17 protein-coding genes and 1 tRNA gene are annotated in these 17,947 nt (G+C 65.7%); 14 read left to right on the plus strand and 4 right to left on the minus strand.

The genetic code is table 11. The features are described from left to right. Positions 1-26 precede the first annotated feature (26 nt). The 4 genes from AC4PTB_RS08110 (at position 27) to AC4PTB_RS08125 (ending at position 1,374) form a co-directional block, all read left to right on the plus strand. Positions 27-284 carry a hypothetical protein gene (locus AC4PTB_RS08110; RefSeq protein ID WP_492192503.1) on the plus strand — a complete coding sequence of 86 codons (258 nt, stop codon included), beginning with the start codon at positions 27-29 and terminating at the stop codon, positions 282-284. Further along, positions 281-526 carry a hypothetical protein gene (locus AC4PTB_RS08115; RefSeq protein WP_492192504.1) on the plus strand — a complete coding sequence of 82 codons (246 nt, stop codon included), beginning with the start codon at positions 281-283 and terminating at the stop codon, positions 524-526. Before AC4PTB_RS08110 ends, AC4PTB_RS08115 begins: the two co-directional genes overlap by 4 nt. Continuing rightward, positions 523-750: a hypothetical protein gene (locus AC4PTB_RS08120; protein WP_492192505.1), complete on the plus strand. Its 228-nt coding sequence runs from the start codon at positions 523-525 to the stop codon at positions 748-750. Before AC4PTB_RS08115 ends, AC4PTB_RS08120 begins: the two co-directional genes overlap by 4 nt. 81 nt (positions 751-831) lie before the next feature. Continuing rightward, entirely contained in the window at positions 832-1,374 is a 543-nt protein-coding gene (locus tag AC4PTB_RS08125; RefSeq protein ID WP_492192506.1) for a hypothetical protein, read from the plus strand. A gap of 251 nt (positions 1,375-1,625) precedes the next feature. Here the strand turns inward: AC4PTB_RS08125 and AC4PTB_RS08130 are convergent. Further along, positions 1,626-1,715: transfer RNA gene (locus AC4PTB_RS08130), tRNA-Ser, on the minus strand. Positions 1,716-2,002: 287 nt separating this feature from the next. Between AC4PTB_RS08130 and AC4PTB_RS08135 the strand changes: the two genes are divergently transcribed. Both AC4PTB_RS08135 and AC4PTB_RS08140 read left to right on the plus strand, forming a co-directional pair. Then, the gene (locus AC4PTB_RS08135) at positions 2,003-2,449 is read left to right on the plus strand and encodes an Lrp/AsnC family transcriptional regulator (RefSeq protein WP_492192507.1); all 447 of its coding nucleotides are present in this window, start codon (positions 2,003-2,005) and stop codon (positions 2,447-2,449) included. 1 nt (position 2,450) lies between these two features. Further along, positions 2,451-3,074, plus strand: coding sequence for a LysE family translocator (locus AC4PTB_RS08140; RefSeq protein WP_492192508.1), 624 nt, complete (start codon positions 2,451-2,453; stop codon positions 3,072-3,074). Here AC4PTB_RS08140 and AC4PTB_RS08145 read toward each other — a convergent pair. Together AC4PTB_RS08145 and ppk2 are read right to left on the minus strand one after the other, a co-directional pair. After that, positions 3,071-3,688, minus strand: a complete 618-nt coding sequence (locus tag AC4PTB_RS08145; protein WP_492192509.1) for a TetR/AcrR family transcriptional regulator — start codon at positions 3,686-3,688, stop codon at positions 3,071-3,073. The two genes, AC4PTB_RS08140 and AC4PTB_RS08145, sit on opposite strands and share 4 nt — an antisense overlap. After that, positions 3,681-4,619 (minus strand): polyphosphate kinase 2, encoded by a 939-nt coding sequence (ppk2, locus tag AC4PTB_RS08150; protein WP_492192510.1) that lies wholly within the window; start codon positions 4,617-4,619, stop codon positions 3,681-3,683. The genes AC4PTB_RS08145 and ppk2 overlap by 8 nt, the downstream gene beginning before the upstream one ends. 129 nt (positions 4,620-4,748) lie before the next feature. Here ppk2 and AC4PTB_RS08155 point away from each other — a divergent pair, with 129 nt between their 5' ends. The 4 genes from AC4PTB_RS08155 to AC4PTB_RS08170 all read left to right on the plus strand — a co-directional run bounded on the left by AC4PTB_RS08155 (position 4,749) and on the right by AC4PTB_RS08170 (position 13,059). Then, a complete protein-coding gene (locus tag AC4PTB_RS08155) occupies positions 4,749-4,988 on the plus strand; it encodes a hypothetical protein (protein WP_492192511.1) in 240 nt (79 codons plus the stop codon). Positions 4,989-5,476: 488 nt separating this feature from the next. After that, a complete protein-coding gene (locus AC4PTB_RS08160; protein WP_492192512.1) occupies positions 5,477-11,197 on the plus strand; it encodes a Hint domain-containing protein in 5,721 nt (1,906 codons plus the stop codon). 205 nt (positions 11,198-11,402) lie between these two features. Then, the gene (locus AC4PTB_RS08165; RefSeq protein WP_492192513.1) at positions 11,403-12,164 is read left to right on the plus strand and encodes a Hint domain-containing protein; all 762 of its coding nucleotides are present in this window, start codon (positions 11,403-11,405) and stop codon (positions 12,162-12,164) included. A gap of 163 nt (positions 12,165-12,327) precedes the next feature. Next, entirely contained in the window at positions 12,328-13,059 is a 732-nt protein-coding gene (locus AC4PTB_RS08170) for a Hint domain-containing protein (protein WP_492192514.1), read from the plus strand. Positions 13,060-13,129: 70 nt separating this feature from the next. Here the strand turns inward: AC4PTB_RS08170 and AC4PTB_RS08175 are convergent, their stop codons facing one another. After that, complete coding sequence (locus AC4PTB_RS08175; protein WP_492192515.1) at positions 13,130-13,339, minus strand: YjiS-like domain-containing protein; 210 nt, start codon at positions 13,337-13,339, stop codon at positions 13,130-13,132. A gap of 87 nt (positions 13,340-13,426) precedes the next feature. On the opposite strand from AC4PTB_RS08175, the gene AC4PTB_RS08180 reads away from it, so the two are divergent. The 4 genes from AC4PTB_RS08180 (at position 13,427) to AC4PTB_RS08195 (ending at position 17,815) form a co-directional block, all read left to right on the plus strand. Further along, entirely contained in the window at positions 13,427-14,836 is a 1,410-nt protein-coding gene (locus AC4PTB_RS08180) for an aminotransferase-like domain-containing protein (RefSeq protein ID WP_492192516.1), read from the plus strand. Between the two features lie 170 nt (positions 14,837-15,006). Further along, a complete protein-coding gene (locus AC4PTB_RS08185) occupies positions 15,007-15,888 on the plus strand; it encodes an ABC transporter permease (protein WP_492192517.1) in 882 nt (293 codons plus the stop codon). After that, positions 15,885-16,691, plus strand: coding sequence for an ABC transporter permease (locus tag AC4PTB_RS08190; RefSeq protein WP_492192518.1), 807 nt, complete (start codon positions 15,885-15,887; stop codon positions 16,689-16,691). Before AC4PTB_RS08185 ends, AC4PTB_RS08190 begins: the two co-directional genes overlap by 4 nt. 47 nt (positions 16,692-16,738) lie before the next feature. After that, a complete protein-coding gene (locus AC4PTB_RS08195) occupies positions 16,739-17,815 on the plus strand; it encodes an ABC transporter ATP-binding protein (RefSeq protein ID WP_492192606.1) in 1,077 nt (358 codons plus the stop codon). The last annotated feature ends 132 nt before the right edge of the window (positions 17,816-17,947 follow it).

Below are 17,947 nucleotides of genomic sequence, written 5' to 3' on the forward strand. Positions count from 1 at the left end.
AAGCGGCATCGCCGCAAAGCCCCGTGATGATGCTCTTCGAAGACTGGAAGTCGGTCCACAAGTTCGTGGCCGAGACCCGCCCTCGCGAAGAGGACATGCCCCGGATTCTCGAAGTGCAGGAGGGCATCGCGAAGCGCATGTGCGAAATCCCATCGACCTGCATTCGCGATTGGGTCGCCAAGGTTTACGCGCTTTCCGAACGCGGTGACTGTGCCGGTGCACTTGACCGGCACCAGACCCTTTGGGCCGAAGCGGACGCCTTCCTGAAAGGGGGCGCTCAATGACCGCGAAAACCATCCGTGACCTGCAGGGCGAATGCTGCCAGCTTTCGTGCCTCGCCGCTGGCCTCGAAGTCCTTGAATGGGAAAGCTATGGCGATGGCCCGCAAGCGCAGGCGGCGCGCGGGGCGCTGCGGCCGATCATTCTCGGCCTTGTCGAGCGGCTCAACGCCCTGAGCAACGACCTCGATGAGATCGAAGGGCGTTATCAGCCCAATCCCAAAGCTGCGAAAGAAGGTGCCCAATGACCGTGAAACCCATCAACCCTGAGCGCGCGGCCTATGACGTGCTGAACGGGGCGCAAGCCCTTCGCGGCCTTGCCGGTGAACTCGCTGGGCATGGCGCCGATACGCCCCTGACTGCCGGCGAGCGGGATCATCTGATTTTCGTGATGGAGATGATGGCCGAGCGGGCGGAACTCTGCGCCGCGCATTGGCTCGACAACAAGAAAGGGGAGGCGGCGCAAGCCTGAGATTGATGCAACTGAGGGCCCGCATTCCGCGGGCCTTCTTTCACCGCGAGATGCCCGTAGCGACGAGCCGCACCGATGAACATGGAGTATTCGATCAACCGGCAATGGTCGGACCAATACCTTCCCGCGATCCGGCGAATTGTCGGGGCGCATCTTCTGCGCGCCGCCCCTGACTGGCTCGACATGCGCCACGCCACAGACCTGATGATGCTCGACGGGCGAGACATTCGGGTTGCGGCCCGCGTGCGGCGCCCGGGCTATGCGGCGCGCTATCCCTTCGAATTCACGCTTCGCTCGCAGCTGGCATCCGGCGCGATGACCGAGCTTGAGAAGGTCGTGAACGGCGAAGGCGACTGGCTTTTCTACGGTCACGCGGGGGACGACGGGATGAGCTTCGACCTGTGGTGGCTGATCGACCTGCGCGCCTTCCGTGCGGCACTCATCCGTCACGCCATGAACGGCTACCCGTTGCGGTGCGGGAACAAGGCAAACACCGATGGCACCTGGTTCAAGTGGTTCGACATCCGGTCGTTTCCGGCCGATCCGCCGCTGGTGATTGCGAGGGGTGGGCGCAGGTACGCATTCGACGACTGTGCACTTACCCTTGCCCGCAAAACCGCCTGAACCTCCTGCAAACATCTGATCATATGCAAGAAGCGGTGTTGGAATACTCAACACCGCTAGTGTCGCCGCCAAGGCGCGTCACCTCGCCCCGGTCATGCGCAGCGTCGCATTCCTCGGCCAGGCGCATTTCGGCGCAGGCACTATCGGGGCAGCTGTCGCGCGAAATCGCATCCAAGCGCAAAGCAGAAGGTGGGTGCGTTGGCGGGTGTGGCCGCAAGAGCGGCAAATTTTTCAATCATATCAAGGGTAAGTGGCGGAGAGGGAGGGATTCGAACCCTCGGACCCCTTGCAGGGTCAACGGTTTTCGAGACCGCCGCAATCGACCACTCTGCCACCTCTCCGTCTCAGGGGTCGTCGTGAGGCGGGTGTTTAACGTCAGCCTCGGAGGGCTGCAACCGGTTTTTTCATCCCCGGACAAACTTTTTCATCCGGTCCTTTTCGGCCTGTCCTGCGGACCGGAAATCCCCGCCGCAGACCCGCGGGCGTAAACCGGATCCCATCCGGCGGGGGCATGCCAAAACCCCCGCCGCGGCGGATGATCTCCGACGACCGCAGATTGTCCGTTGAAATCTGCGTCATTTCGTTGAACATCCGGCACAATGGCCAAACAGGCGGACAAATCGGCATCATGGACGAGACAGACAGAAACATCTGCGCGCTGCTGGGCGAGGATGCGCGCCAGTCGATGGCGCAGCTGGGCGCGCGGGTGGGGCTTTCGTCCTCGGCGGTCAATGACCGGCTGCGGCGGTTGCTCGACCGTGGCGTCTTGCGCGGCCTCCGCGCCGATGTCGATCCCGAGGCGGTCGGCCTGCCCGTCGCCGCCTTCGTCTGGATCGCGCTGGCCGAGGGCATCGACGAGGCCGCCTTTCGCGCCGCCATCGCCGAAAACACCGCCGTCACCGCCTGTCATCATGTCACCGGCGGCTGGTCCTATCTGGTGCAGATCCGCGTCGCCTCGCTGGGCGCGGTCGAGGATTTTCTGGCCGCGCTGAAACGGGCGGGCTGGATCGCGCGGACCGAAACCATGCTGGCGCTCTCGACCGTGGTCGAGCCGCCCTTTCGCTACAGGAGATAGAATGGACGCGCTGGTGCTGTTCGGAAAGGGGCTGTTCATCGGGCTGGCGATTGCCGCGCCGATCGGGCCGATGGGGGCGCTGTGCATCCAGCGCACGCTGGCGTGCGGGTTCTGGGCGGGCGTCGCGGGGGGGCTGGGCACGGCCTTGGCCGATCTGACCTTTGCCACCGGCGCCGCCCTCGGCTTTGCCGTCTTCCAGGATCTGGTCGAGCGTATCGCGGTGCCGCTGGGCCTGATCGGCGGGGCGTTCCTGATGGGGCTCGCCTGGAACGGCTGGCCGCGCGGGCAGGGGGGCGAGGCCGTGGCGGCGAAGATCCCCGAGGCGCGCGGCCTGTGGCGCACCACCCTTGTCACCTATGGGCTGACGATCACCAACCCGCCGACGATCCTTTTGTTCGCGGCGATCTTCGCCGGGCTGGGGCTGGCGCAGAGCGGATCGGGGCCGGCGATCGTGGCGCTAGTTCTGGGCGTGTTTCTCGGCTCGATCGGCTGGTGGGCGTTCCTGTCGGGCCTGGTTGCGGCGCTCCATCACCGCCTGCCGCCCGCCTTCGCGCTCTGGACGGCGCGGGTCTCCAGCCTGACGATGGCGGGCTTCGGCCTTTGGGCTTTCGCCTCGGTCTTCTAACTGTCGGGGGCGATCAGGCCAAGGCCGCGCAGATAGACGCCGATGCCGCTTTCCAGCAGATCCTCGGGCGAGAAGGGCGATTGCGTGCCGGGGGCGGCGCGGGCGTAAAGCTCGACGACACCATGCGAAAGCGCGCGCACATGCGCCGCCACCATCGACGGCGGCGGGCGGCGTCCCTCGGGGATATGGGCCGAGAGCGCCTGCGTCGCCTTCAGCGCCACCGCCTCGGCCCGTTCCATCCCCGCCGCCAGCTCCGGCGAGCGGTTGGGGCTCAGCCCGCTTTCGAACATCGCCATGTAATGGCCGGGAAATTTCTGTGCGAAGGCGAGATAGGCCCGCCCCGTCGCGCCAAAGGCCGAGAGCGCCGTCGGCTTGCCGCCGTTCCAGGCATGCTCCATCAGATCGGCGAAGATCGCATAGCCCTGGCGCGCGCATTCGGCGATCAGATCCTCGCGCCCGGCAAAATGGCGATAGACGGCGGCGGGGGTGACGCCCGCCTCCTTGGCGGCTTCCGACAGGGTGAAGCCCTGCGCGCCGCGCGCCGCAATCAGCGCCAGCGCCGCCTCGACCAGGGCTTGGCGGAGGTTGCCGTGATGGTATCCCGCCTTAGCCATCGATGTGATCGATGCCCCCGCAGATCAGCGGATCGGGCGTGCCGATCGCCGCCCGGTCCTTGCCCGGATAATCGAGCGCGCCCAGCACGGTCTGGATCGCGGCGAGGCGGGCGCGATGCTTGTCATCGGCGCGGATCACCGTCCAGGGCGCCGCCGCCGTGTCCGACCGGCGCAGCGTTTCCGCGATGGCACCCGTATAGGCGTCCCATTTGCGCAGACCCTCGACATCGATCCAGCTGAGCTTCCATTGCTTGAGCGGATCCTGCTCGCGCTCAAGGAAGCGCTTGAGCTGCTCGGCCCGGTCCACCGACAGCCAGAGCTTGACCAGCACGATCCCCTCATCGACCAGCATCTTCTCGAAGCCGGGCAGCTGGGCAAAGAAATGATTGCGCTGTTCGGGGGTGCAAAAGCCGAAGACATGCTCGACCACGCCGCGATTGTACCACGACCGGTCGAACAGCGCGATTTCCCCCGCCGCAGGCAGCCGTTCCACGTAACGCTGGAAATACCACTGGCCCTGTTCGCGCTCGGTCGGCGTGGGCAGGGCGACGATGCTGGCCTGGCGCGGGTTCAGGTTTTCGCGCATCCGCTCGATCGTGCCGCCCTTGCCCGCGGCGTCGCGCCCCTCGAACAGCACCACCAGCCGCCGCCCGTCCTGTTTCAGCCCCCAGCTCATCTTCACCAGCTCGACCTGCAGCGACCGCATCTGCGCCTCATAGGTCTTTTTCGCCAGCGCCGTGCGATAGGGGAAAGAGGTCGAGACGATCTCGTCGGGTTGCGCCGTCTCGATCGCCCGGCGCAGGCTTTCGGGGGCGTCATGATGCAGGAACCGGGTGATTTCGCCAACGAAGGGCAGGTCGGGAAAGCCGCTGCCCGCTCTGGCCGCATCCCCGGGCCCGGTCCCCTCCGCGGTGTCGTGATCCTTGCCCATGCGCCGCCCTTTGAATGTGAAGCGCCTTCACTATAGCGGCCCGCAAGCCGGAGGCAAAGGCCAGCCGGCCGGGCGCAGCAGCCCGGAGGGGTGATTCGGTTCGCGGCCCTTCGTCGCAATGCATAAAATGTGATTCGTCACATCGGCAGTGCATTGGCGAACAAACAGGCGGTTTCCTGCGCTTTGATCGCAATGAAAGAACAATGCGGCGGCGGCGATTGTTCCGGCGGCTGCCGAAGAATGGTGCCATATCGGAAACGCGCGCAGTGCCAGATTGTCGACGATCTGGAAACGCCGGATCGGGGGCGCCGCGCCGATGCCCCGGAACCCACCTTGCGGGGCAAGGTTAATGGATCGCAAACGCAATAAATTTTAGCCTTTTTTCTGCTTTTCGGGGTCCCCGGTCCAGGGTCGCGGAAACAATCGCTGCGGCAGAGGTGCCAAATCACCGCGGCGGGCGGACAATTACGGGGTGAGCGGGGAAAGTCAGCGCCGGAATGTGGCAGATTTCCGTTCCCCGCGGCCCGGCCTCTTGCTATCACATAAGGGCCCATGGTGGGCATCGGCCGAGGGGTGGCCGGGGACGTTCGACATCTTCGGATGCTCGGGATGGTTGGGGTTATGCTGCCGTGACCGGGATGATCTGTCATCCCGAAGCGACGGCAAGGTGTTCAAGGCAGAAGTACCGCTTTGGCGGCTGCCGTGTTTCCTCCGCTCTGACCTGGCCGCGCGAAAATGTCGCGTCCTGACAGCTGTGCTGTCCATCTGGACGCGTGACGGGCGCTGCACGGGGCAGGGCCAAAATATAAAGGTTTGCGGGGCATTGTCTTCGCCAATCGGGCCAAGGAGAGGCTGCCATGACCTATACTTTCAGCGACCGCACGATTTTCGCGTGGGACCTGTCGCAGATCACCTCTTCGCGATCCGACCTTTTCGCGCCCAACAGCGCCGGGCTGCCCTATGCCAGAGGCGCGACCTTCACCATCAGCCCCGCCGCGACGGTCAACGAGATCACCGTGCGCGACAATGACGCCTATTTCAACGACGCGGACAGCTACTACGGCGTCGGTGGCGACGATGACGATGACGACGATGACGGCGGCTACGTCTATGGCGTCGACAGCGACCCCGACCAGACGCTGAATTCCTACGAGACCCTCGCCGGCGCGGGCTATGGCCCCGCCTCGGGCCGCATCGCCCCCGAATATGCCTATACCGTCTGCCCCCCCGGCTGTACTGATCCCTCGGGCTACATCACCGTTTATGCCGTTGAAATGGCCGACAATCGCATGGTCGGCCTCGTCTCCTCGGCGCCGCTGCAGAAGGGGGTCGCCTATACGGTCCTCGCCTGCACCAACAACTGCCCCTCGGTGCCCTATGCCTCGCTTGCGACCTATCCGAAGCTTGACGGCATCGTCGACGGCACCGCGGGCGCCGATCTGATCGACGCGGGCTACACCGGCGACCCCGAGGGCGACAGGATCGACGCCAACGACTATCGCGGCGGCCATGCCGACAGCGTTCTTGCGGGGGCGGGCAATGACACGATCCGGTCGGGCGCGGCGGCCGATACCGTCCATGGCGAGGACGGCAACGATCTGATAGACGGCGGCGCCGACAATGACCTGCTTTATGGCGGCAACGGCAACGACACCTTTGTCGGCGGTGCGGGCAACGACACCTTCCACGGCGACACCGGGCTTGATGTCATCGACTATTCGAAGTCGGGCGCGGCGGTGAATGTCAACCTTGGCACCGGGGCGCTTTCGGGCGGCGATGCCACGGGCGATTCCCTTGGCTCGGGCGTCGATGGGGTGATTGGCTCCGGTTTCAACGACAGCCTTGTCGGCTTCGACCATCAGGGCACCTCGCCCGCGGACACCTATACCAACGTCTTCCGCGGCATGGGCGGCAATGACACGATCCGCGGCCTGGGCGGGGATGACAGCCTTTACGGCGGTGCCGACGACGACAGCATCGAGGGCGGCACGGGCAACGACTATATCGAGGGCGACGGCGATCTGGACAAAGGCGCCGCCGCCGTCGATCTGACGATGGACTGGCAGAAATTCGGCCAGAATAACGGCGCTATCGTCAACGGCTCGTCCTATGACATGGGCGGCGTGCGGGTGACCTTCGGCTTCACCGACCAGACCTGGGGCGGCACCGCGACCTCGACCAATGCGGCGCAATATGTCGAGGCGGGCGACGGGCTGAACGGCGCGGGCGGGCTGCAACTTTATGGCAATGGCGGCCAGGGCAACACCTCGACCACGGCGCTGAATTTCACCTCGAGCAATGCTGATTACGCCTCGGCGGTGACCGATGTCAGCTTCCGCATCAACGATATCGATATCGGCCCGAGCGGTGACTTCCATCAGGACATCGTCACCGTCCGCGCCTATGACGCGCAGGGCAATCTGCTGAACGTCACCTACACGCCGGAAGGTGCGCAGACGGTGTCGAACGGTACCGTCTTCGGCCGTGATCTGGATACTGGCGGGTCGCTCTCGCCCACCTCGGCCAGCGGCTCGGTGCTGGTGCATATCGATGGCGTCGTGGCGCGGATCGAGATCGACTACAAGAACGGCGGTCCCTCGGATCAGGGGATCACCGTGACCGACATGACCTGCACGAGCGTTCCGGTGCAAGGCGCGGGCGAGGCGGGCGATGACACGCTCTCGGGCGGCGAGGGCGATGACACGATCCTCGGTCAGGGCGGCAATGATGTCATCAGCGGCGGCGCGGGCAATGACCGGATCTCGGCGGGCGATGGCCGCGACGTGATCCAGGGCGGCGCGGGCGACACGATCGACGGCGGCGCGGGCGGCGACGATTACGACACGCTCGACATCCGCGGTCAGGGCGACTGGCGCGTGGTGAACCGGACCGCCGACAGCAACGGCAACGGCTACAACGGCACCGTGGAATTCCTCGATGCCGACGGCAAGGTGACCGGGTCGCTGAATTTCACCGAGATCGAGAATATCACCGGCGACAAGGTCAACCACCGCCCCGATGCGGTGAACGACAGCGCCACCGTGGCCGAGGACGGCACGAAGACGATCACCGTTCTCGCCAATGACACCGACCCCGATGGCGACAAGCTGACGGTGACCGGCGCCACCGCGCTGCATGGCAAGGTGACGGTCAATGCCGACGGCACGCTGACCTATGTGCCCAATGCAAATTACAACGGCCCCGACACCATCACCTATACGGTGCGCGATCCGGGCGGGCTGACCGATACCGCGACGGTGAATGTCACCGTGACCCCGGTGAATGACGCGCCCGATGCGGTGAACGACAGCGTGGCGACGAAGTTCCAGACCGCAGTCACCGTGCCGGTTCTGGCCAATGACACCGACATCGACGGCGACAAGCTGACGGTGACCGGCGCGTCAAGCCCGAACGGCACCGTCAAGGTGAATGCCGACGGCACCATCACCTTCACCCCGGCCACCGGTTTTTCCGGCGCGGCCACGATCACCTACACCGTCTCGGACGGCCAGGGCGGCACCGATACCGCAACGGTTACCGTCACCGTCGGCGCCGATCCGCGCGACGGCTACGTGGACGGCACGGCGGGCAATGATCTGATCGACACCGGCTACACCGGCGATCCGCAGGGCGACCGGGTTGACGGCAATGACGCGATCCTGCCGGGGGACGGGCCGAATGACGACCGCATCCGCGCCGGGGCGGGCAATGATACCGTGCTGGCGGGGCTTGGCAAAGACACCGTCACCGCAGGCACCGGCAATGACTCGGTCGATGGCGGCGAGGGCGACGACAGCCTTTTGGGCGAGGGCGGCACCGACACGCTGCGCGGCGGCGACGGCAATGACACGCTGGATGGCGGCGACGACAGTGATCTGGCGGTGGGCGGCAAGGGCGACGATCTGCTGATCGGCGGGCTTGGCAACGACACGCTGGAAGGCGGAGGGGGCAATGACACCGCGCAGGGCGGGGCGGGCGATGACAGCATCACCACCGGCCTCGGCTCGGACCGGGCCGAAGGCGGCGACGGCAACGACTATATCAACACCCGCAATGATCAGGCGCTGTCGGATCTGGGCTATCCGGGTTATCTGCCGCGCGACACCGACCCGAACGACGACCGCGACACCGTGCTGGGCGGGGCGGGCCATGACACGATCCTGACCGGCGACGACGCCGACAGCATCGACGGCGGCAGCGGCAATGACGTGATCGACGCGGGCGTCGATGCCGACACCGTTCTGGGCGGCGAGGGCGACGACACGATCACCTCGGGCGAGGGCTCGGACCTGGTCGAGGGCGGCGCGGGCAATGATGTCATCTATGGCGGCCTTGGCCCGACCGTGCCCGACGTCATCAACATCCCCGACGCCACCGATCTGGTGCAAAACAACGGCATGGACACGATCCGTGGCGGCGACGGCAATGATGTCATCTATGGCGAGGATGACGACGACCTGCTTTACGGCGATGCCGGCAATGACACGATCGACGGCGGCATCGACGAGGACACGATCTTCGGCGGCACCGGCAATGACAGCCTGACCGGCGGCGACGGGGCGGACCAGATCTCGGGCGGTGATGACCGCGACACCATCCGCATCGCCACCGCGGCGGCGGGCGCGGGCGACGTGATCGACGGCAACGAGGGCGGCGACGATTACGACACGCTGGATCTGACCGGGGCGGGCCGGACGAATATCCTTTATGACCCGAACAACCGCGAAAACGGCACGGTGCAGTTCCTCGATGACCATGGCGCAGTCATCGGCACGCTGACCTTCACCAATATCGAAAAGATCATCTGCGACCGCGATGGCATCGTCAGGGGCACGGACGGCGCCGATCTGATCGACTATGACTACACCGGCGATCCCGACGGCGACCGGATCGACCACAATGATGCGATCATCCCGGGCGACGGTTCGCAGGATGACCGCGTTGTGGCCGGGGCGGGCAATGACACGATCCGTTCGGGGCTTGGCAACGATACCGTGGACGCGGGCACCGGGGATGATCTGGTCGAGGCGGGCCTGGGCAATGACTCGGTGCTGGGCGGCGACGGCAAGGACACGATCTTCGGCGGCGATGGCAATGACACGCTGCTGGGCGGCGCGGGCGATGACAGCCTTGACGGCGGCAATTCCGCGGACAGCCTTGATGGCGGCGCGGGCAATGACACGCTTTTGGGCGGCGAAGGCAATGACACGCTCTCGGGCGGGGACGGCGACGACAGCCTGGATGGCGGCAATTCCTCGGACAGCCTTGCTGGCGGCGCGGGCCATGACACGCTTCTGGGCGGCGAGGGCAATGACACGCTCTCGGGCGGGGACGGCAATGACAGCCTGGATGGCGGCAATTCCTCGGACAGCCTTGACGGTGGTGCGGGCCATGACACGCTTTTGGGCGGCGAGGGCAATGACACGCTCTCGGGCGGCGAGGGCAACGACAGCCTTGATGGCGGCGCTTCCTCGGACACGCTGGATGGCGGGGCGGGCGATGACACGCTGATCGGCGGCGAGGGCGACGATTCGATCCTGGGCGGGGACGGCAACGATCTGGCTGCGGGCGGGGCCGGGCAGGATACGATCCGCGGCGGCGCGGGCGATGACACGATCACCGGTGACGATGGCGATGACCGGCTTTATGGCGATGCGGGCAATGACAGCCTCTCGGGCGGTCTGGGCCAGGATCTGCTGGAAGGCGGGGCGGGCAACGACACGCTGATTGGCGGCGAGGGGGTCGACACGCTTTCGGGTGGCGATGACCGCGACGTGTTCGTGGTGGTCAACCGCGATGGCGGCAACCATGATGTCATCGACGGCAACGAGGGCGGCGACGACTTCGACACGCTGGATCTGACGACGGCGGGGCCGCTGCGGATCAACTACGATCCGACGAACCCGGAAAACGGCACCGTCACCTTCCTTGACGATCACGGCAATGTCACCGGCTCGCTGACCTTCCGCAACATCGAGAAGGTGATCCCGCCCTGCTTCACCCCCGGCACGCTGATCGCGACGCCGAAGGGCGAGCGGCTGGTCGAAGAGCTGCGCGAAGGCGACAAGATCCTGACCCGCGACAACGGCATTCAGGAAATCCGCTGGATCGGCCGCACCGATCTGACCCGGGCGCAGCTTATGGCGACGCCGCATCTGAAGCCGGTGCTGATCCGGGCGGGCAGTCTGGGCAACGGTCTGCCGGAACGCGACATGCTGGTGTCGCCCAATCACCGGATGCTGGTGGCGAACGAACGCACGGCGCTTTACTTCGAGGAGCATGAGGTGCTGGTGGCAGCCAAGCATCTGATCGACAACCGCGGCGTGAAGCCGGTGGAGACGCTGGGCACCAGCTACATCCACTTCATGTTCGACCGGCACGAGGTGGTTCTGGGCAACGGCGCCTGGACCGAAAGCTTCCAGCCCGGGGATCAGTCGCTGCAGGGGCTGGGCAATGCGCAACGCGCCGAGATCCTCGAGCTGTTCCCCGAGCTGCGCAGCCGCGACGGAATTGCGGGCTATGGCGCGGCGCGCAAGATCCTGAAAAAGCACGAGGCGGCGCTGCTTCGGCATCGCTGAGCCCCGGCTTTGATCGAAACGACTGCGGCGCCCGGGGCCTCCCCCGGGCGTTCTGCTGTCGGAGCGCGATCAGGCAGGACCGGGAAAGTTCCGACAAGTTGTGACAATTTCGGGATTTTTAACCCGTTGGAAAGGCGCAGGCCGGAAGATGCCGGAAAGCCGGGGCCTCGGGTGTCCCCGGTGGTTCCGGGTCAGGATGCGCGGCATGATAGCGACGGGCAATTTCACGCAGGGGGCGGCGTTCCTCGGCAGTCCCCCCGGGCCGTGGGGCAACACCGGCGCCATGGCCGAGGTCCGTTTTCAGTTCGACGGCTATGACGGTCTGGGCGGCCGGGTCGAAGGCCGCGATGCCGCGGGCCTGCAGTTGTTCGCACAAGAGATCGCGCAGGTCACCGCGGCGGTGCCCTGTTTCACCGCCACAAGCCTGATCGCCACGGCGCAGGGGCTGCTGCCGGTTTCGGCGCTGCAGCCGGGGGCGCGGGTGATCACCCGCGACAACGGCATGCAGGAATTGCTCTGGGTCGGGCGTCGTCGCTTCGGCTGGCAGGCGCTCGGACTCAATCCGCTGCTGCGCCCGGTGCGAATCGCCGCCGGGGCGCTGGGGCAGGGCCTGCCCGAACGCGACATGCTGGTGTCGCCGAACCACCGTTTCCTGACCTGTCTGCCGGGCAGGGGCGAAAGCGGCGAATCGCTGACGATGGCGCGCGATCTGGTCGGGCTTGACGGCATCACCCGTCACGCCGCCGCCGGGGTCGACTATTGGCAAGTGCTGTTCGCCCGTCACGAGCTGGTTCTGGCCGATGGCGCCTGGTCGGAAAGCTTCCTGCCGACCGAGACCAGCCTGGCGGCGCTGGAAAGCGACAGCCGCGACGCGGTGACCCGGGTCCTGCCGGAGCTGTCGGCCGCATCGGGTCCTCCCGGACCCGCCGCGGTGCGTCCCTTTGCCGAGATCGGCTCGGCGGCCTGAGGCGCTGCCGTTTTCCCGCCATCATAGCGCACCGGCTTTGCCGCTTTTGCGGCCCTGATCTGCCATTGTGCTGACCCATCGTTGCGGAAACCCCGATCCGGGCAGGCAAGACCCAATGGCGATCACCGGCACTGACCAGCACGATACCCTGACCCGAACGGCTGTGGCTGATACGCTCCTTGCGGCGATGGGCCTGGAGAGCTGGGCCGACAGCGACGGGCCGGGCGCCGTCCTCTGGCGGAGTGGCGCGACGCCCCCCCTTCCCATGATCGAAAACGTTGAAGTCTTTCGCAATCTGCCCTGTTTCACCTCCGGCACGCTGATCGAGACCAAGCGCGGTCAGGTGGCGGTGGAAAAGCTGCGGCCGGGCGCGCGGGTGTTGACGCGCGACAATGGCTATCGGCCGATCCGCTGGATCGGGCGGCGGCGGCTGGGGGCGGCAGATCTGGCGGCGGCGCCGCAGTTGCAGCCGGTGCGGATCGCCGCGGGCGCCCTGGGCGAGGGCCTGCCCGAGACCGACATGCTGGTGAGCGGGCAGCAGCGGATGCTGATGTCAGGGGCGCGGGCAGAGCTGCTGTTTGGCGAGGCCGAAGTGCTGGCGGCGGCGGCGCATATGCTGGGCCAGCCCGGCATCACGCGGCACCGCTGCGCCGAGGTCACCTATCTCTATCTGATGTTCGACGCACATGAGATCATCCGGGCCGATGGCGCCTGGACCGAGAGCTTTCAGCCCGTTGAGCCGACGCTTGCCCATCTGGATGCGCCGCAACGTGCGGAATTGGCGGCGATTTTCCCCGATCTCGAGAAGACGCTGCCGCGCGGGCGCTGGACGGCGGCGCGGCGCGCGCTGGAGCCGCATGAGGTGCGGGTGCTGATGCGCCGCAACGCCGCCTGAATGGAAAAAGGGCCGGATGCGATGCACCCGGCCTCAGGAAGAGGCCGACAGGGGACTGCGGCGCTCGGGATCAGAAGGCCGAATACTGCGGCGGCAGCGGTTTCACCGCGCCGCGGGGCGCAAGGCCAATGTCGCGCAAAAGGTGATCGTCAAGGCGGGCCAGCGCCAACCGGGCGCGGCGGTCATCGCGCCAACGGGCAACCACGCCCAGCACGACCGCAAGCGACGACGGCGCGGAACGACGCGACAGCGACGGGACGGGGTGGGTGAGGCTGAGCATGAGGCACCTTTTCTGTATTGATACAATTCTATATTTGCTGCTAAAAAGAGATTACAATTCCCGCACAAGCGGCGCGAGGGAAACATTGTGACTGATACAAGTTGGAAGCCCGACTTGCCGGTGCAATCCGGCCCGAAATATCTGGCGCTGGTGCGGGCGCTGCGCGAAGGCGTGCGGCGGGGCGATCTTTCGCCCGGATCGCGCTTGCCGACCGTGCGCGATCTGGCGTGGAAACTGGGGGTTACGCCCGGAACTGTTGCCCGTGCCTATCAGATCGCCACGCAGGAGGGGCTGCTGGAGGCGGCGGTGGGGCGTGGCACGTTTGTATCGACACAATCGCGCCGTCTGGGGCCGACCGAATCGCTGTATCAACAGCCGCTCTCGGACCCGGCGGCGGATGGGGTGATCGACCTGCGCTCGCCGCAATTGCCCGATGTCGGACAATCGGTGGCGCTGTCGCAGGCGATGGCCGATGCTGCGACCGAACTGGGCGAGCATTATCTGGAATATCCCGGTCTGCGCCGCGACCGCTATTGCCGCGAGGCGGCGCTGGAGTGGTTTTCGCATTGCTCGCTGCATGGGCAGATCGGCGCCGATGACCTGGTGCTGACGCATGGCGGGCAGAATGGCATCTCGATCGTGCTGCAATGCTGCCTGCGCGGTGACCGGCCGGTGGTGCTGTGCGAGGAGCTGGCCTATCCCGGTTTTCGCCATGCCGCGCGGCTGAGCCGGGCCGAGGTGGTGCCGGTCAAGCTTGATGACGAGGGGATGATCCCCGAGGCGCTGGATGCCGCCTGTCGGCGCTATGGCGGGCAGGTGGTCTGTGTGACGCCCGATGCGCAGAACCCGACCACGGCGCGGATGTCGAACCGGCGCCGCCAGGCCATCGCCGAGGTGGCGCGCAGGCATGATCTGCAGATCATCGAGGACGATTGCTACACCGCGCCGGTCTCGGGGCTGGAGGCGATCCGGGTGATCGCGCCGGAACGGACCTGGCATGTGACCTCGCTGTCGAAGACGATCTCGGCGGGGATGCGCTTTGGTATCGTCATCGCCCCCGAGGGCATGGGCGAGGCCGGGCGGCTGACGGCGCAGCACAGTTTCTTCGGCCTGCCGCGGCCGGTGACCGACATCATCACCCGGCTGTTCAGCAGCGGCGAGGCGATGCGGCTGCGCCAGGCCGCGCAGGAGGTGATGAGCCGCCGTCTGCAGATGGTGGTGCAGGCGATGGAGGATCACGACATCGCCTGGCAGCCGGGGCTGAGCTTTGTCTGGCTGCGGCTGCCGGCGGGCTGGCGGGCCTCGACCTTCGCCCGCATCGCCGAGGCGGAGGGGGTGCTGGTGCGCTCGGCCGATGAATATGTGCTGGCCGATGGCCATGCGCCCAATGCGGTGCGCTTCGCGCTGGCGGGGGGCGTGCCCGAGGACCGGCTGATGCGGGCGATTGCGAAACTGCGGGCGCTGCTGGAGAATCCGCCCCGCGATCTGCCGGTCTGAAACTGCACGTTTCGGTTGCAAAACGACAGCAATGCTGCCGCTTTACCGGGCGCTCGCGGGAATTTTCCCGATGCCGGGGGCAGGCCGGGACATCGCCCCCCTTTCCTCTGCCGAAACCTTGTGCAAATTTGGCCCAAACGCGCCTGAGACGCGCTGAGGGAGAATAGAGGATGTCGGTATCTCCAACCCGGCGGTGGGCGCGCTCGGAGGCGGCCAGCGGCTGGTTCATGGTCAGCCCAACGCTGATCTATGCGATTCTGTTGCTGGCGGCGCCGCTGGTGACGATTGTCGCCTATTCCTTTTTCAAGGACGGCTATCTGGTCGTGGTGCATGAATTCACCACGCAAAACTATGTCGAGGCCTGGTCGGACCCGATCTTCCGCACCATCCTGTTGCGCTCGGTGCTGGTGTCGGCGCTGGTGACGCTGGTCACCGTGCTGCTGGCCTTTCCGATCGCCTATTTCATCTCGTTCAACGTGCCCGCGGCGCAGAAGTCGCGCTGGCTGTTCCTGATCACCATCCCGTTCTGGACCTCGTATCTGATCCGGGTGTTCCAGTGGAAGGTGATCCTGAACTTCAACGGCGTGGTGAACTCGACGCTGATGGGGCTTGGGATCATCGACAGCCCGTTGCAGATGCTGAACTCGGTGGGGGCCATCGCGATCACGCTGGCGCATGCCTATGCGCCCTTTGCGATTCTGCCGATCTTCGTCAGCCTGGAAAAGATCGACCGCTCGCTGCTGGAAGCCGGGCAGGATCTGGGCGAAAGTCGGCTGATGACCTTCTGGCGGGTGACCTTGCCGCTGGCGATGCCGGGGGTGATCGGGGCGGTGATGATCGTCTTCATCCCGACGATCGGGGATTATGTCACGCCCGAGCTGATCGGCGGCGGCAAGCTGCCGATGGTGGCGAACCTGATCCAGAAAGACATGCTGAAGATCGACAACAAGCCCCTTGGTGCGGCGGTGGCGGTTTCGGCCATGCTGGTCGTGTCTGCGGTGGCGCTGATCTTCCTGTTCCTCAACCGTCGCTTCCTGAGGGGGGGCAAATGAAGGTTTCCGGTCTGAGAGGCTATGCCTTTCTTTATCTTGCCTTCCTTTACGCGCCGATCCTGCTTCTGCCGGTCTTCGCCTTCAACGACGGCACGGTGATCGCCTTTCCGCTGAAGGGGTTCACGCTGAAATGGTTCGGACAGATGTTCGAGAACCAGTCGCTGGCGACGGCCTTGACGAATTCGCTGATCGTGGCGGTCTCGACCGCGATCCTGGCGACGGCACTGGGCATCTTTGCCGCGCGCTCGGCCACGCGCTACAATTACCCGGGCAAGGCGGGGGCGATGGGGCTGATCATGCTGCCGCTGGTGATGCCCGAGATCATCCTGGCGGTGTCGCTGCTGGTGGTGCTGCTGGCGATCGGCGTGCCGATGTCGATCTTCACCGTCATCCTTGGCCATGTGCTGGTGGCGACGCCCTATGCGATCGCGGTTCTGAACGCCGCCTTCTCCTCGCTCGACCGGTCGCTCGAAGAGGCGGCCTATGATCTGGGCGAGACGAAATGGTCGACCTTCCGGCTGATCATCCTGCCGCTGGTGACGCCCGGGATCATTTCCTCGGCGCTGATGGCTTTCACCATCTCGCTCGACGAATTTATCATGGCCTTCTTCCTGGCGGGCGAGCAGACGACGCTGCCCACCTATATCTATTCGCAGCTGCGCTTTCCGAAACAGATCCCGATGATCATGGCGCTTGGCACCGTGCTTGTGGTCTGCTCGGTGCTGCTGCTGACGCTTGCCGAATATTTCCGCCGCCGCGGCATCGCGAAGACCGGCGCCAAAGACACTGGGGGGTTCCTGTGAGCCAGAACGTCATCACCGCGAAAGTGCCGCTCGAGCAGCGCAAGAAGATGATCGAATTCGATCGCGTGCACAAATATTACGGCGATTACCACGCGCTGCGCGGCATCACCGCGACGATCCGCGAGGGCGAATTCTTCTCGCTGCTGGGCCCCTCGGGCTGTGGCAAGACCACGCTTTTGCGCACCATCGCCGGGTTCGAGGATATTTCCTCGGGCGCGGTCTTGATCGACGGCAAGCACATGGAAGACGTGCCGCCGAACAAGCGCCCGACGAACATGGTGTTTCAAAGCTATGCGATCTTCCCGCATCTGAGCGTGGCGCAGAACGTCGGCTTCGGGCTGCGCCGCGATCCGCGGTCGGAGGCCGAAAAGGCCAAGGCCGTCGAAGAGGCACTGGAGATGGTCGGCCTCAAGGGCTATGGCGCGCGGGCGGCGCATGCGCTGTCGGGCGGGCAGCGGCAGCGGGTGGCGCTGGCGCGGGCGCTGATCCTCAAGCCCAAGGTGCTGCTGCTGGATGAACCGCTCTCGGCGCTGGACAAGAAGATCCGCGAGCAGATGCAGATCGAGCTGATCAAGCTGCAACGCGAGGTGGGGATCACCTTCGTTCTGGTGACGCATGACCAGGAAGAGGCGCTCGTCATGTCGGACCGGATCGCGGTGATGTTCGAGGGCGAGATCGCGCAGCTGGCCGATCCGGAGACGCTCTATCGCCGTCCGGCCTCGCGCCGGGTGGCCGATTTCATCGGCGTGATGAATTTCCTGCCCGCCCGGGTGCTGGGCGAGGGCGGCGGCCATGTGCAGCTGGAGGTGGCGGGGCTGGGTCAGGTCGATGTGACGGACGAGCAGGCCTCGGCCAAGCCGCAGGGCGGCGAGGCGGCGGTCGGCTTCCGCCCCGAGACGCTGACGATCCTTTACGAAGGGCAGGTGGCGCAGGACCGCGACTCCCCCGGCGTGATCGACGAGGTCGTCTATTACGGCGACATGACCTATTACGACGTGAAGCTGGACGGGGTGGAAACGCCGGTGCGGATTTCGATGCGCAATGTCTTCGGCCGCCCGGTGCTGGATGTGGGCACGCGCACGCGCGTCGCCTGGTCGCCGGGCGCGCTGGTGCTGTTTCGCTGACAGCTGCCGAGCACAGGGCGGGGGCGCTGCCCCCGCACCCCCGGGATATTTGAGGCAAGATGAAGAACGCCTCGCAAGTCTTTATCTTGCCTCAAATATCCCGGGGGTGAATTTCATTCGGCACGAATGAAA

It is taken from the genome of Rhodobacter sp. 4.3.4 (assembly GCF_058724655.1).

Bases quoted from the DNA above. Each gene is read 5' to 3' on its own strand.
- AC4PTB_RS08140 (WP_492192508.1), top strand. From the start codon at position 2,451: ATGGACGCGCTGGTGCTGTTCGGAAAGGGGCTGTTCATCGGGCTGGCG.
- ppk2 (WP_492192510.1), bottom strand. From the start codon at position 4,619: ATGGGCAAGGATCACGACACCGCGGAGGGGACCGGGCCCGGGGATGCG.
- AC4PTB_RS08195 (WP_492192606.1), top strand. From the start codon at position 16,739: ATGATCGAATTCGATCGCGTGCACAAATATTACGGCGATTACCACGCG.
- AC4PTB_RS08160 (WP_492192512.1), top strand. From the start codon at position 5,477: ATGACCTATACTTTCAGCGACCGCACGATTTTCGCGTGGGACCTGTCG.
- AC4PTB_RS08125 (WP_492192506.1), top strand. From the start codon at position 832: ATGGAGTATTCGATCAACCGGCAATGGTCGGACCAATACCTTCCCGCG.
- AC4PTB_RS08110 (WP_492192503.1), top strand. From the start codon at position 27: ATGATGCTCTTCGAAGACTGGAAGTCGGTCCACAAGTTCGTGGCCGAG.
- AC4PTB_RS08115 (WP_492192504.1), top strand. From the start codon at position 281: ATGACCGCGAAAACCATCCGTGACCTGCAGGGCGAATGCTGCCAGCTT.
- AC4PTB_RS08135 (WP_492192507.1), top strand. From the start codon at position 2,003: ATGGACGAGACAGACAGAAACATCTGCGCGCTGCTGGGCGAGGATGCG.
- AC4PTB_RS08175 (WP_492192515.1), bottom strand. From the start codon at position 13,339: ATGCTCAGCCTCACCCACCCCGTCCCGTCGCTGTCGCGTCGTTCCGCG.
- AC4PTB_RS08185 (WP_492192517.1), top strand. From the start codon at position 15,007: ATGTCGGTATCTCCAACCCGGCGGTGGGCGCGCTCGGAGGCGGCCAGC.
- AC4PTB_RS08190 (WP_492192518.1), top strand. From the start codon at position 15,885: ATGAAGGTTTCCGGTCTGAGAGGCTATGCCTTTCTTTATCTTGCCTTC.
- AC4PTB_RS08165 (WP_492192513.1), top strand. From the start codon at position 11,403: ATGATAGCGACGGGCAATTTCACGCAGGGGGCGGCGTTCCTCGGCAGT.
- AC4PTB_RS08120 (WP_492192505.1), top strand. From the start codon at position 523: ATGACCGTGAAACCCATCAACCCTGAGCGCGCGGCCTATGACGTGCTG.
- AC4PTB_RS08145 (WP_492192509.1), bottom strand. From the start codon at position 3,688: ATGGCTAAGGCGGGATACCATCACGGCAACCTCCGCCAAGCCCTGGTC.